This window comes from Pontibacter sp. MBLB2868, assembly GCF_051904785.1.
Taxonomy (GTDB): Bacteria; Bacteroidota; Bacteroidia; order Cytophagales; family Hymenobacteraceae; genus Pontibacter.
This window is the reverse complement of the sequence record NZ_CP196710.1, coordinates 1,448,860-1,462,153: the sequence shown is the minus strand read 5'-3', so window position 1 is coordinate 1,462,153 and position 13,294 is coordinate 1,448,860. Positions and strand designations below refer to the sequence as shown.

The window sequence follows — 13,294 nt, the reverse complement described above, 5'->3', positions numbered from 1 at the left end:
AACTTCAACTTATGAAAAAGAGCAATACCATACTTTTTCTTATATCAGGCGTGCTGTTTGTTGTAGTGGTAGTGAACAGCTGTTCGCCAACAGCCGCGGTAAACGAAAAGCCCGGTGCGCAGCTCTGGGCAGAGAACTGCCAGCGCTGTCACAACACGCCTCCACCTAATGTATATGACGACAAGCAGTGGGACGCTGTAACGACACATATGCAGATCAGGGCCTACCTTACAAAAGAAGAAGCTGAAAAAGTGAAGGCCTTCCTACAAGAGTCTAATTAAAATAGATGGGTTGGACAGCAGTAAGATTACCGTCTTCATAAGCTTTTTCTATGACGCGATGAGCAACTGAGTCCCGGACCTGACGAGTGTCTGCCGCCGCAGCCTGATAAGTGCCTGCAGCCAAAAGCAGGTATATAAGTATGAATGCGAGGGTAGTTGTTTTAATCATAGCAAAATAACTGGCTTTTATACTTTGGTACCACTTTCTGAACTTCCTTTTCTCACTCAAAGTTGATCACCAGCGTAAAGGTATCTCCCTCTGTTACAGGAAGAAATTTAACAGACAGATGATCGTAAAAAGCGAAACGTTTACCAACCACTATGGCATCATTTTCTTTAGCCTGCGAAGGCTCCAGCACTTGACTATAAATAGGCACATCCTTTTCATCAAACACGATCAGCTTTATACTACCTTCTGCTTCAGGCCACTTTTTCAGTTCTACATTTCTGATGTCCATACTCCTGGTGGCTTTGCTGCCGTCCAGCCTGATCGTATTGTTTGTTTCTGTAAGCTCTATTGATTCCATAGTTTTTAGCAGTATCAGTAACTATTTGTTTTGGTTACGGGGTTCTGTTCTTTCATGCCGTAAAGCTTCTCTCACTTCACGTTCTGTGGCGCTTCCCCAGTATCTTCTGTACTCCATTTCGTCAGTGGTGTGCTGCACCGGCTGTAGTTCCGGGGCCACCTGCAGCAAGGCTTGCTGCAGTGCTTCGTATGGCCGGTAACCTGTTAGCATTACCCCGATCTCTTCTCCCTCCCTTCTCATCGTTAAAGTTGGAAACCTGCTGATGTTGTGTAGGCGCACCTGCATCAGGTCCTGCTCAAACGCTTTACGCGCCTCCTCACTACCAAAATCCTGCTCGAATTTTTCGATGTTAAAGAGATCCGGTGAGATTTCGGACAGCTCTTTGCCTACCTGCAGTAGAACCTCCCGTTGTGCAATGTTCTTCCCGTGCAGCATAACAGCCTCCCGCACCTTGCGAAGGTAATTCTCTGCCGCCACCGGCGACTGTAGTTCTGCAGCCTTTACAGCCATGCAGGCAGGGTATGAAGATGCTGGCGGGTTTTCGTACCAGACCCTGTCATGGATAGGCATCCCTGATTTATACTTAGCCTCCATCCAGAGCGGCCCCATCTGTAACGGACGATTAATGTTATTAATGGGGTCGCTGAAAGCATCCCAGTTTGCGATAAGACCTCCCATGCGGTAACGCCATTTAACATTTCCTTTATACTCAAAGCGCAGTCTGCGCCATTGCGGCTCCATAGCCCAGCTCCAACAACAAAGAGGGTCGGTGTAGTACTCTACCTCCACCGACCCTGCTTCCTGTTTTTCAGTCTTTTTTAGTTTGCTTTCTTTTAAATTCATAAAATTTGTAGACCATACAATCCGTCATTTCTGCGGATATTCGCACCATTGGTTTTCCCCACTTGGTACGGCTTTTTTAACATGTTGGCTACGTTCCTTGCTCATCTCTTTATCTTTTTTCTCCACGGATTTCATTGTACGGTCAGTTCCCTGCGGTTGATGATCCGCCATGCCGTTTGATTCAATTACGTGCTTGATCGGGTCCTCGATGTACTGCCATGTTTCTCCCAGGCCAGTGCTTTTACCTTCGTTCCAAGGTCCTCTGGCATCGGCTCCGTTACTCAGGTTGAAGTAGTTGTTACTGAAGCGGGGGTCACCTTGAAGCACGCCCGGTGGGAAGTTCGGCTGGATAGTCTCTAAGGCCGCCTCAAACATCTGGAAATGCGCCACCTCACGGGTCATCAAAAAGCTAAGCGTTTCCTTCACGTACGGGTCCGTAGTAAACTGCATCAGGTACTCATACACAATTTTGGCCCTGGACTCTGCCGCTATGTTGGAGCGTAGATCAACGGTTGGGTCGCCGTTGGCATTTACGTAACTGCCTGACCATGGCACCCCCTGGCTGTTTGTAACTGTAGGGCCTCCGCCACTTAAAACGAAGAACTGCGGGTTCATCATGGCGCTATGAATAAAGTCTTCCTTTTTAGCTTTGCCATCCAGCAGCTGCATGATCTCTGCCTCTTCTGCTGCATTTTTCAGCTCCCCGTTAATGGGGCCTAATAACATCTGAATTGTAGCACCGACAATCTCTAAATGACTGAATTCTTCGGTGGCGATATCCATCAGCATATCATACTTATCGGGGTGTGGCTGCCGCATGGCAAAGGCCTGTGTGAAGTATTGCATGGCTGCCGCTAACTCACCGTTTGGTCCGCCAAACTGCTCCAGCAGCATACTGGCAAAAGCCGGATCAGGCTTGGAAACGCGGGCATTGAACTGCAATTCCTTAACGTGGTAAAACATTTGTCCTCCTTTCTTTTGTGAAACAATTAAAGTTGTAACACATTAAAACGAGGTTCTTTAGTTGCGGTTTTCTATATAGTTAAAACTAAGCGCGGAGGTATGGCAAGTGGATACTTCTGCATTGCAGGCAGGCTGGCATAGTATGAATAGCCATTGAAACATGCTTGTACGTGAGGCGTGCAAGGCAGTCAGTTGAAGTTTGGTTTAAGTAAAATGTTGGGTTTATTTTTTCATCTTTGAAACGAGTTTGAATTGCCCCTTAAATCCTCTAACCAAGAATTTGCTTTGGGTCTAAATTGGCTGTCGTAAGTATAAGCTTAAAGGCTTCAAGGAAATCACTTAATTCTCTTCTATAAGTATCATAGCCAGGTGTATTCACTTGAAAGGAGACAGCTGTACCGAGTGAACCATAGGAGATAGAACAAGTTGATCCATCTAAAATAGAAGGATGTGGGCCACCAATAATATCCTCTTGTTTAATCCTCTGTAGAGAATTAACAATTTTTTGGAACTGCTCTTCTGTTATGCTTATCTCCACCGTTGTCGGCTTGACCTCTGGCTTTAGAGATTGTGGCTTTATCTTTAACCATAAAGATAAAGCTTCTACTTTAAGCCTGTAGGAATTATCTATATCTTGAAAAATATCAACTTTAACATGCGCATTATCAGGTCTGACTGCAGTGATATACTCCAACTTTACGAATGTAACCTCTTGACCTAAAGCAGCGGTAAAGGATATAATGCTAAACAAGACTACTGATAATGCTGCTTTGACTCTGAATTGCAAAACCATTTTTCTAAGCACGTATAATATATTCATTGTCAAATTCTGCTATTCAAGTTGAAGCTGCATTCGCTCTAGGGGCTTTAAGTCTCCCAAGCAGGTTAGCACTTGTTATTTTTCAAGCTCTTTATTAAACCCCATCTTGATGTACTCCCGCTCCCGTTGGTTTAAATCTCCCTGTTTATTTTCTGTAAAGATTTCGTAGGCGTCTTCTACTTTATTAACTCCAAAGTCAAAACAAGCTCTTCCCCATTTATACAACGCTACTCCCATATATGTGGTGAAAACACCTGTTTTACTTGTACTCCATTATTTTCTTTTCCCTTTATCTCTGTAAAATAATCAAGCTTACCGCCTTCTCTGGATTCAGCAAGTATATATTTTTTCATTTCTTGCTTTGATAGCATTACTATTTCTGATGGCTTCTTTTTTGTCAAGTTTCTCCTTTTTTATTAAGTCAAGGACAGCTTCTTCAATGTCTTTGTTCGATATTATCTGATACCTGTTGTTATTAAAAATTAAATAGCCGTTCTCCATACTTGCAGATGGGTCATAGCCTTCTTTGATAAGTTCATGAGCTCTGTTTTCGGTGATGTCACCCTTTAGGGTACAAGGAAAAGTTGCTTGTTTGTTTGAAGACATGATGATAGTCATGAGCTCTCTTTTGGGATCATTTTGAAGAAGAACCATCGCTACCATTTTACCAGCCTTTGTCAGAATAAAAAAGTCTGATGGGAGCTTTAATGCGGCATTTTCTATGTCAGCTAACTGAGGACTTGCGGAAATATAGACAGACGAATTCCTGTTTTCGATGTTATTTTTAAGGGTGTAGTAATTTGAAATTAATGTTAAGCCATCAAGGGATATTTCACTTGTTGTCACAGAGTTGAAAACAGGGTTTCCATGCTTATCAGTCTGCCCATAAGCTTGCCAGAAGGTCAGGATGGATAAAAGAGCTAGTAAAATTTTTCTCATTTTTTTATTAGTTATATGTGGCAACGTTACTCGTGCAGCCGATGGGCGAGGCATAGCCGAGCGTAAAGGCTAAACTTTGTTGGGAGTAGACATTATTTTGCAAACCTGTACCTAATTCCCCAACTGCCTCTCAAAAGACTTGACTCCCGTAAAATGCCTGCTAACTCTATTTGAAATCCAAATTTCTTTTCTTCAAATGGATAAATATTCAAACCAACAGGAACAACCACACCCTCCAGAATCTGAACTCTTCCACCTACACCAGCATATACATTGACAGTCTCGCTTCTTATAAAGATGTAGTTTAGTGTCAATTCAAGGCTTGTGTCGTCAAAGTAATTATCAGTACCTATGCGCAGTTCAGGAAGAAACCTGTTGTTTATCTCATAGTTAAGACCTGCAAACGGCAAATTAGACTGATTGAAACTAACCCCAAACTGGGCAAAAGATGCTGTGGAGATAAAAAGGAAAATAACTACTGTGTAGAGTTTCTTCATTTTAAGTTTGTTTTCGTTTCTTAGTTTCTTTTTAAATGGTGTTTTTTACTACCAACGGACTTGGTTATAAGGCGCAGTTGGCTTACAGGTGTGGTTATAACCTTTTGTTTTTTGAAATTACATATGCAAACTGAATGCCCGCTGCTGGATAAAGCTGGCTATTTTTAAAATCGAAGTCAGTTGCATAACCTAAGCCTAAGTGAAAACTGTAAAGAAACTTCTGTCCAAGAGGCCTTTGCATACCCCAATGTACTTCATTCAATAAAGTTCTATTCAGGGGATTGTTTAGCTGATTCCACTCGTTGTTTTCGAATACTCTGGCTGTGGTGTACTTGGTTTGCAAGGCAATGTAGTTACCCGCGTTGTTTAGCAAAGACTTTGACTTAGTAGCTCTTTTATCTCGGTTGTAGGTATACTTGAACTCAGACCTAAAATAAGCTACAGGCTCGTTCAGAATGAACGTACTGTTGAACCCGTTGGCATAACTGTTCTTGTCAATGGAGTATCCGCCCCCCAAACCAGCACTCAGATTTATAGACCACTTATCACTAAAGGGCACCTCATAGCCTACTCCAATTCCATGGAGTCCGACTTCAAGCTTTGTTATACTTACCAACTCTGTTGATTGAACTGGTTCGTCTGATTGAGCAAGCGCACTAAAACTAAACATTGATAGGGCTAATAGTAAAAAGTTTGATTTCATTTTTGTATTTAAAATTGGTTATAACGGTGCTTGTACATAGTATGGGCAAGGCATTGCCGCAGGCTATACTATGAACTGTGATGGCAATCGCGATTTTACTTTTTAGTTAAAAGCAAGCTCAGAAGCCAGTTGAGTTGTGACGGTATAGGGTTATACCCCCTTCTCTCTTACTTCCTCCAACACATAGGTAATCTTAGCCCCATCGTAAAAGCGGTAATTCATTTCAACAAATCCATACTTTGGGTGAAAATAGAAGTCGAGATAGCTATTACCTAACTTGCTGTGCTTACCAACAGAGCGAATAAGCCAACAATTCTCAAGGGTAAGGCTTCCATAAGTTCTTGTTTCCTGCCGTACTGCCTGATAGTGATTGTCTACTTTCCCTTTGAACGCACCCCAGCCCATCATAATCAGCAAGGCATTATTCCACTCTCCTCCTGCTTTCAGTGAATCCAGCATAACCTTGGGGAATGGTGCTATTTCGGTGTAGTTATACTGATTACTCCTAATTGGATGCATCCAGACTTGGTGCTCGTCCTCTATAGCGCCAGTAGTTTCAGCATCTATCCAAACGTAGCTCTGCGGCTTTTTCTTTTTCTTAGACTGCGGGTTTAAATAGGATAGAAAAGTTAGCGAATCTTTGGGCGTGTTATTGTACTGGATTTCAAAGGCAGTTTGGGTTTTATCATACTTCCACGGCTGGCCGTTAGGTTGGAGTGATATCTGCTCTCTGGACAGAGTATCGCCAGAAGGACTCACGAAGGAAGCTTGATAGGAGTAAGTGCGATTAGGATGGAAGATGATTAAACTGTCCGCTGCTGGTGTTTGCAAGATACTCAGCAAGCTCAATAGGTAAACAATCGTTAGTTGCATAGCTTAGGGTGAAGGAGATTGAAAAGAAGGTTTGATATGATATGCTAATGTGATTTTAAAGTTAGATATTTTATATTTTCATACTAAATGTTTGTCAACTAGCGTATATGCGTAAAAATACGGTTATCTGCACTATGTGCGTAGCTGCAGAACACAAGATTTACGCTCGTTTGTTGCGTATTTTTTATGTGAGTGAGGGTTGCGTACATTAGCATATATATTTTAGCTAATATAGAGGATTGCTATATATTATCCAAAGTTCTAGCAATTTTATACAAGGCACTTAGTTAAAGTTGGTAAAATCAATCACGCTTGAAAGTACAAGGTTTCATGTAAGTTTGTAACAGCGATCTTCAACCCAACTCAGTAATTTTATTTACATACCCAACAATTAAGCCTCTACACTCACAATTCAAACCACCACAACAACTATGTGCTTTATCAAATAGTTATTAGTATTTATCTAATAATAGCTTCTCTCATTTAGCTTTAGCTCATGGAAACCAAAGTCGCTCCCACCCCAATTGCAAACAGTTATAATAGTAATTTACGATTCCAAAGAGTTAAGCAAATCACGAGTAAATTTTTTAATGCTCTCAATGAAGCAGCTTTAGATGATCTACTCAAAAAACTGGTGTGGCTGGAGCTAAAGCGTGGAGAAGTATTATGCAAAGAGGGAGAAGCCGGAGATTGTTTGTACTTGCTACTCACCGGACGCCTTAAAGCTCTTGTAGAAGCGGGAACCAGCAGTGAGCGCGAAGTTGGAGAGATATCACAGGGAGAGAGTGTTGGAGAGATGTCTTTGATAACAGGTGAGACCCGGAACGCTACCATACTTGCCGTGCGTGACTCTACCTTGGTAAAGCTTGTTAAACCGGACTTTGACCAACTAGTTTTACAACATCCGGAAGTGCTGTTAAGCTTGTCAAGGTTAACTATCAACCGCCTGAATTATACCATGCACCATGCAAGGGTGCCAGCCAAGACTACAAATATTGCCCTTGTTCCGCTTACAGACAGTGAACAAACAAGAAAGCTTGTAAAACAACTGGTAAATGCTCTGAAACTGGAGAGTAAAGTTCATTATCTGCACAGAGAGCTGTTACCTGTACCTTTGGATGCAGATGAAAAAGGAGCATCAGATGAAGAAGAGATACTAAAGCACTGGCTGGCCGAGCAGGAAATGGAACAGGATTTTGTGGTCTTTGAAGCAGAGCAGGAATTTACTTTATGGACACAGCAATGCCTGAAACACGCTGATAAGATCGTAGTTATCAAAGAAGTTAATTCTGGTCCTGCATTAACAGAGCTTGAGAGTGTTATTTTTCAGCAAACTAACCTGCAACATACCCAAAACAGGGAAATCGTGCTATTGTATCCTGAAAACACAGAAAGCCCTGAAGTTACCCACGATCTCTTAACCTCCCGACCAGTAAAACGGCACTACAACATACGGCTAAATGACAAAGGACACATTGGCCGGTTGGCCAGAATGATTGTAAATAAAGGTGTAGGACTGGTATTGGGTGGAGGTGGCGCAAAAGGTTTTGCCCACATTGGTATTTACCGGGCCCTTATAGAGAAAGGAATACCAATCGATATGGTGTGCGGAACAAGTATGGGTGCTGTTATTGCTGCTGTTATTGCACACGAATGGAGCCCGGAAGAAATAATCCGTGTTGGAAGAAGCGCTTTCGTAAAAGATAAGCCGCTAAACGATTATACTTTACCTGTTATTTCACTGCTCAAGGGCCACAAACTACAGCATGTAATAAAGCGGTATCTCGGAAACTATCATATCGAAGACCTATGGCTCAATTATTTCTGCATATCCAGCAACTTCACCCTATCAGAAATGGTCGTACATGAACGCGGTCCGCTCTGGAAAGCAGTTACAGCCTCTGTTTCAATCCCGGGTGTGCTGCCTCCGGTTGTAGACGGAAACAATTTATTAATTGACGGTGCGTCTTTCAATAACTTTCCGGTTGATATAATGAAAGCTAAGTACGGAGGAAAGCTGGTAGGGATAAACCTGCTTGTGGAGCGGGAATACAAATTAAACTATACTGAATTGCCGGGTGGCTGGCACATGTTTTTCTCCAAGTTTTTGCCCTTTCTAAAGCGGTACAGGAGCCCAGGTATAGCGTCTATCATGCTTAAATCAACTATTCTATCAAGTATGGTGCACCAGCGCAAACAAATTAATGACCTGGAGTTGAATATGACACCACCAGTAGCACGCTATAGCTTATTAGACTTAAACAACTTCGACAGAATTGTAACGACCGGCTACACCTACGGAAAAGAGTATCTGCAAAAGGTAAATGCTGATCAGCTTTCATACTTAATGCAGGGTGCATAGCAGGATGTATTATTCCATAAACAGCTGATTTAATGTAACATATAATAGAATCATAAGATGAACTGTATGTTTACCAGCTAAAAATGAGTACTGTCTAACTGCTATAGTGTGTTTACGGTGTATTTACTTTTCAGCAGTACAATGACTGGACAAAATAGTATCTTTACTAAGACAAATTATATTATTATAATACTGTATAGAAACTGTTGTATAAAATCTTTTATCCAGAGCTTCCCTCTACCCTTGCTCTGCCAAGAGTTAAATACCGGATATTACGCTTAACATGTTAGTCATCTAGTAAGTGCTTTAATTAATATTATATGGTTAAAGCTCATTAACCATTATGGCTACCTCCTGATTTAAATTTACAGAAGTTCACCTGCTTATTCTGTAAATAAGCAACAAAAGCATATTGCTTCTAAGAGCTATCAAAACGTGTGTAAAACTCCCTTTTAACACGGTTAAAACTTACTATGATATTTTCATAATTTAACCTTATTGTGTATGGCCGCCAGTTTTACTGCTTCAGATTCTTATAAGCATAGTGTTGTAACTACTATATATTCTTACTCCTTATCCATAAGAAGTTTATTCCTTTTATTTTGTGTTGCATGGTTTACTATTCCTGCCTATTCTCAGATTGAAGACACTGAGATTATCCCCATGCTGGAATGTGTAAGATGGGTACCCGGGGAGAATGCCTTTGAAGCTACATTTGGTTACAATAACCCAAGTAAAACAGATGTCACCATACCACCGGAAAACAACACCCTGTCGTGTAGTGACATAAAGACTACAGCATTGCCAACCACTTACAAACCAGGCAGGGTATTTTCGGCGTTCTCAGTTATTTACACATGTCCTGAGCTAACCTGGACTGTTACTGGCCCGAGCGGAAAGCCTAAATCAGTAACGGCAAACGGCAGCTCCACACCATGCGCCACCGGCGGCTCAATATTGCCAAACTTAGGATCGCCACAAAAAACCGACAGCAAAATAGGATCAGAACTGGGTATACTTCCCGGCTACAGCAGCATCACTTCAGATAATGTTTACCAGATAGAGGTTGTTGACGGAGTGCAGTATGTGTTTATCAAATTAACTGCTATGGAGGGCAAAACAGCTGCTTTGCTTAGCAACGTTACCACATTAGGACTTAAAAAAGCAGAAGTCAGTGGCCTGGAGATCACTGGCTGGTTGCCTGTTTCAAAACTGAATGACCTGAACGCACTGGAGAACCTGAATTTAGCGATGCCTGTGTTTACGCCGGTTTTTAGCAGCGGCGCCGTTACCAGCCAGGGCGATGCTGCACAGCGCACCAATCTTACAAGGTCAGGTTTTAATGTACAGGGTGAAGGTATAAAGATCGGTGTTTTATCAGATAGCTACAACGCCCGTACCGGAAACGAAGCTGCTCTGGATATAAAACAGGGTGACCTGCCCGGACCCGGAAATGCGAACAACATAACACCGGTGCAAGTGTTGAAAGATCTACCTGAAAGCTCTGGCTTAGGTACCGACGAAGGACGAGCGATGCTACAGATTATACATGACGTGGCACCTAAAGCTGCGCTTGCTTTCCGGACTGGTTTTGATGGCCCTATTGATCTGGCGCAAGGCATCAGAGAGTTAAAAAATGCAGGCTGCAACATACTGGTTGATGACATAACGTATATCTCAGATCCATACTTTTCGGATGGCATCGTTGCGCAGGCGGTGGATGAGGTTACGGCACAGGGAGTAACATACTTTTCTGCCGCAGGAAACTTCGGCGATAAATCGTATCAAGGCACCTTTACCCCGCTTACTCTTGCAGACAGCCGGGTAGTACATAACTTTGGCAGTGGCGATTACCTGCAGCGACTCTTTCTTCCGGAAGGCAGCTACACTTTAGCCCTGCAGTGGGTTAGCACCACCGACCAGGACCTGGACTTCTACCTAACCGACGACAGTGGCAACATCATCATTGGTTACAACCGCAAGAGCGCATACCCCTTCGAAAGTATGACGTTCCATGTATCTGCAGGAGGTGCTGTGGCAAACATTATGGTTGTTAACGCAAGCGCCGTTCCTGACCCTACCACCTTCCTTAAATATATCATCTTTAGAGGCAATGCAGGCATTGGAGAGTTTAACAGCGGCAACTCCACTATTACAGGACATGCCAATGCTGCCGGAGCCATAGCCGTCGGAGCTGTCTGGTATAAAAACACACCCTCTTACGGCGTAACCCCTCCAACCATAGCATCATTCTCTTCCAGAGGAGGTACATCTATACTTCGTGATGCAACTAGTAAAGCAATAAACATCACAAGGGTTAAACCTGATTTTGCTGCTCCAAACGGGGGTAACACCACTGTGCCATTAGGAGGAGTAAATGAGGACGGAGACCAGTTCCCGAACTTTTACGGCACATCTGCCGCTGCTCCGCATGCAGCTGCAGCGGCGGCACTGCTTATGCAGGCTCACAAAAAATATGCTGGCTCCTCACTCATTCCGGCTGCTGTGCGTAGTCTGCTCCGTTCTACAGCTTTAGACATGGGAACAGCCGGTTTTGATAAGGCAACTGGGTTTGGATTTATACGGACAGACGCTGCCATTTCTACGTTTGCCACCCCTACCCCTATCGCGGAAGGATTTACAACACCAGAAGGAATTGCAGTAGGTAAAAAAATAGTCGTTAACGGATATTACTTTAAAGGTACACCAACGCAAAGTGTATCTAAAATAGAGTTCGGTGGCGTGGTTATACCTACTACCTTTATTAGTGAGACGCAGCTGCAGGCAACTATACCTACTATTACTGGTAACCCCGCTATTCGTGTGTGCAATCCGGCTACAAGTATATCCGGATTGGACGGTGGATGTTCCAAACCCCTGTATTTATATCCTAAAACCGTTGTCACAGTAAAAGCAGGAAACTTTACAAAACGGTATGGCGATGTAATGCCAACCTTAAAGGCAACAATAACCAATGGCCCGGATTACTTACAATCAGCTAACATACAGTTTACTACACTGGCAACGGACATCAGTGATGTTGGTGCCTACATTATCACACCATCAATTGCATCAGATAACCCGATTTTTTCTAATACTGATCAATATGAGGTAGTGTATGAGAACGGCATTTTACTGATCGAAAAAATACCGTTACAAATTACAGCTAACGATGTGGCAATTGCAGAGGGTGATCCTATAAGTGGTTTTAACTACAGCTACAGTTTCCCTGTTCCGATCAATAATACGCCTGAGAGAATACAGCTTATTAAAGATAATCTGAGGAGTTCACACCTCGCACTTCAGACTACTACTTCAGTGCTTGTAAGTGAAAGTGAATTATTGAATGTCTCCGCTATCCGTAACAGAAGTTTCCTGGTTAGTGCCACAGCAGAAGCCAACGCATCCAGGGTTATAAATGGCTCCAGGGTAATGAACGTGAGCAGTGAATTATTAAATGCATTGGCCCTTGATGAACTAAATGCCACGCGCGTCATGAACGCCATGTTTCTGATGAATGCCTCCAGGGTAATTAACGGCTCCAGGGTAATGAATGGCTCCAGGGTTATCAATGCATCGCGGGTAATGAACAGCAATACTGTTGGAGAAGCCAACAACGAAAAGGCTATACTTATACTAGATGAATCTGACGAAGTACTGAATACGATTTATGCTGCAAACCTGATCACCGGCTATACCTTAGGCAGCCATTTATGGTCGCCTGCTACCCTGCTCTCCAACAACTTTGATGTTAGCTACGGCGAACCCGGCAACTTCTTTGTCAATCCGATCGGTACGGGTGTAAGGGCAGTAAAGCCTTCGCTGGACTGTGTGCAGCCCTCCAAAACACCAGGTTATTACATCGCGCATTTTTCATATGACAACCCGAATGATGTACCTGTGCGACTGCCTGAAGGAAGTGAAAACCGTCTCATTTCAAGCAATGGTTATATTCCTTGCTTTGTATATGGAACAAAACTACCAAAGATCTTCCAACCAGGTAAGCACTACGCCTTCTCCGTGGAATTTGACGGGAACAAACTCAGCTGGGATTTAACCAGTTTCCAAGGTACAAAAAAGACCTCCATCGCATCAAATGCCAGCTCTACTTCATCCAAGTGTAAAGTAGCAAGAGAAGATGTTACATGTATTCAAAGATCGACCAACGTAGCACAAGTCTCCTCTGCTGACAAGCTTTTAGATGCTGAAGATAACGCGATAGCGGTATACCCGAACCCAGCCGGAGCATACCTGAAGATAGACCTTAGCGGGCACACCGATGAGCAAGTTACGATTACAATGTATGATGTATTGGGTAAAGCATACCTGAAAGACCTTACACTTAAAAACGGAACGGTTAACGAAATAAAAACCACCGAACTAGGGCCAGGGCTATACTTCATTAAATTGAGTTACGGGGATAAAATCAAACACATTAGTGTACTGAAACAATGAGAATAATTCAGCCGGAAATAGATCAGGCTGG

Annotated in this window: 12 protein-coding genes; 3 read left to right on the top strand and 9 right to left on the bottom strand. The window is 42.9% G+C overall.

Going from position 1 to position 13,294, the window contains the following annotated elements; translation table 11 throughout:
- Positions 1–11 precede the first annotated feature (11 nt).
- A complete protein-coding gene (locus ACSX1A_RS06275) occupies positions 12–281 on the top strand; it encodes a c-type cytochrome (RefSeq protein WP_439882770.1) in 270 nt (89 codons plus the stop codon).
- 221 nt (positions 282–502) lie between these two features.
- Here the strand turns inward: ACSX1A_RS06275 and ACSX1A_RS06270 are convergent, their stop codons facing one another.
- The 9 genes from ACSX1A_RS06270 to ACSX1A_RS06230 all read right to left on the bottom strand — a co-directional run bounded on the left by ACSX1A_RS06270 (position 503) and on the right by ACSX1A_RS06230 (position 6,446).
- Positions 503–808, bottom strand: a complete 306-nt coding sequence (locus tag ACSX1A_RS06270; RefSeq protein ID WP_439882769.1) for a hypothetical protein — start codon at positions 806–808, stop codon at positions 503–505.
- A 21-nt stretch (positions 809–829) separates the two neighbouring features.
- Positions 830–1,651, bottom strand: coding sequence for a DsbA family oxidoreductase (locus ACSX1A_RS06265; RefSeq protein WP_439882768.1), 822 nt, complete (start codon positions 1,649–1,651; stop codon positions 830–832).
- A 24-nt stretch (positions 1,652–1,675) separates the two neighbouring features.
- Positions 1,676–2,614, bottom strand: coding sequence for a manganese catalase family protein (locus ACSX1A_RS06260; RefSeq protein WP_439882767.1), 939 nt, complete (start codon positions 2,612–2,614; stop codon positions 1,676–1,678).
- A 268-nt stretch (positions 2,615–2,882) separates the two neighbouring features.
- Positions 2,883–3,434 carry a hypothetical protein gene (locus ACSX1A_RS06255; protein ID WP_439882766.1) on the bottom strand — a complete coding sequence of 184 codons (552 nt, stop codon included), beginning with the start codon at positions 3,432–3,434 and terminating at the stop codon, positions 2,883–2,885.
- Positions 3,435–3,509: 75 nt separating this feature from the next.
- The gene (locus ACSX1A_RS06250) at positions 3,510–3,671 is read right to left on the bottom strand and encodes a hypothetical protein (protein WP_439882765.1); all 162 of its coding nucleotides are present in this window, start codon (positions 3,669–3,671) and stop codon (positions 3,510–3,512) included.
- A gap of 93 nt (positions 3,672–3,764) precedes the next feature.
- On the bottom strand, positions 3,765–4,373 hold the full coding sequence (locus ACSX1A_RS06245; protein WP_439882764.1) for a hypothetical protein: 609 nt from the start codon (positions 4,371–4,373) through the stop codon (positions 3,765–3,767).
- 92 nt (positions 4,374–4,465) lie between these two features.
- Complete coding sequence (locus tag ACSX1A_RS06240) at positions 4,466–4,870, bottom strand: hypothetical protein (RefSeq protein WP_439882763.1); 405 nt, start codon at positions 4,868–4,870, stop codon at positions 4,466–4,468.
- Between the two features lie 94 nt (positions 4,871–4,964).
- Complete coding sequence (locus ACSX1A_RS06235) at positions 4,965–5,573, bottom strand: hypothetical protein (protein WP_439882762.1); 609 nt, start codon at positions 5,571–5,573, stop codon at positions 4,965–4,967.
- Between the two features lie 150 nt (positions 5,574–5,723).
- The gene (locus ACSX1A_RS06230) at positions 5,724–6,446 is read right to left on the bottom strand and encodes a hypothetical protein (protein ID WP_439882761.1); all 723 of its coding nucleotides are present in this window, start codon (positions 6,444–6,446) and stop codon (positions 5,724–5,726) included.
- A gap of 496 nt (positions 6,447–6,942) precedes the next feature.
- Between ACSX1A_RS06230 and ACSX1A_RS06225 the strand changes: the two genes are divergently transcribed.
- Together ACSX1A_RS06225 and ACSX1A_RS06220 are read left to right on the top strand one after the other, a co-directional pair.
- The gene (locus ACSX1A_RS06225) at positions 6,943–8,808 is read left to right on the top strand and encodes a patatin-like phospholipase family protein (protein WP_439882760.1); all 1,866 of its coding nucleotides are present in this window, start codon (positions 6,943–6,945) and stop codon (positions 8,806–8,808) included.
- 663 nt (positions 8,809–9,471) lie between these two features.
- On the top strand, positions 9,472–13,263 hold the full coding sequence (locus tag ACSX1A_RS06220) for a S8 family serine peptidase (protein WP_439882759.1): 3,792 nt from the start codon (positions 9,472–9,474) through the stop codon (positions 13,261–13,263).
- Positions 13,264–13,294: the final 31 nt, after the last annotated feature.

What these genes read in the sequence shown, in the direction of transcription:
- ACSX1A_RS06275 (WP_439882770.1), top strand. Translation starts at nt 12, where the DNA reads ATGAAAAAGAGCAATACCATACTTTTTCTTATATCAGGCGTGCTGTTT.
- ACSX1A_RS06270 (WP_439882769.1), bottom strand. Translation starts at nt 808, where the DNA reads ATGGAATCAATAGAGCTTACAGAAACAAACAATACGATCAGGCTGGAC.
- ACSX1A_RS06265 (WP_439882768.1), bottom strand. Translation starts at nt 1,651, where the DNA reads ATGAATTTAAAAGAAAGCAAACTAAAAAAGACTGAAAAACAGGAAGCA.
- ACSX1A_RS06260 (WP_439882767.1), bottom strand. Translation starts at nt 2,614, where the DNA reads ATGTTTTACCACGTTAAGGAATTGCAGTTCAATGCCCGCGTTTCCAAG.
- ACSX1A_RS06255 (WP_439882766.1), bottom strand. Translation starts at nt 3,434, where the DNA reads ATGAATATATTATACGTGCTTAGAAAAATGGTTTTGCAATTCAGAGTC.
- ACSX1A_RS06250 (WP_439882765.1), bottom strand. Translation starts at nt 3,671, where the DNA reads ATGGGAGTAGCGTTGTATAAATGGGGAAGAGCTTGTTTTGACTTTGGA.
- ACSX1A_RS06245 (WP_439882764.1), bottom strand. Translation starts at nt 4,373, where the DNA reads ATGAGAAAAATTTTACTAGCTCTTTTATCCATCCTGACCTTCTGGCAA.
- ACSX1A_RS06240 (WP_439882763.1), bottom strand. Translation starts at nt 4,870, where the DNA reads ATGAAGAAACTCTACACAGTAGTTATTTTCCTTTTTATCTCCACAGCA.
- ACSX1A_RS06235 (WP_439882762.1), bottom strand. Translation starts at nt 5,573, where the DNA reads ATGAAATCAAACTTTTTACTATTAGCCCTATCAATGTTTAGTTTTAGT.
- ACSX1A_RS06230 (WP_439882761.1), bottom strand. Translation starts at nt 6,446, where the DNA reads ATGCAACTAACGATTGTTTACCTATTGAGCTTGCTGAGTATCTTGCAA.
- ACSX1A_RS06225 (WP_439882760.1), top strand. Translation starts at nt 6,943, where the DNA reads ATGGAAACCAAAGTCGCTCCCACCCCAATTGCAAACAGTTATAATAGT.
- ACSX1A_RS06220 (WP_439882759.1), top strand. Translation starts at nt 9,472, where the DNA reads ATGCTGGAATGTGTAAGATGGGTACCCGGGGAGAATGCCTTTGAAGCT.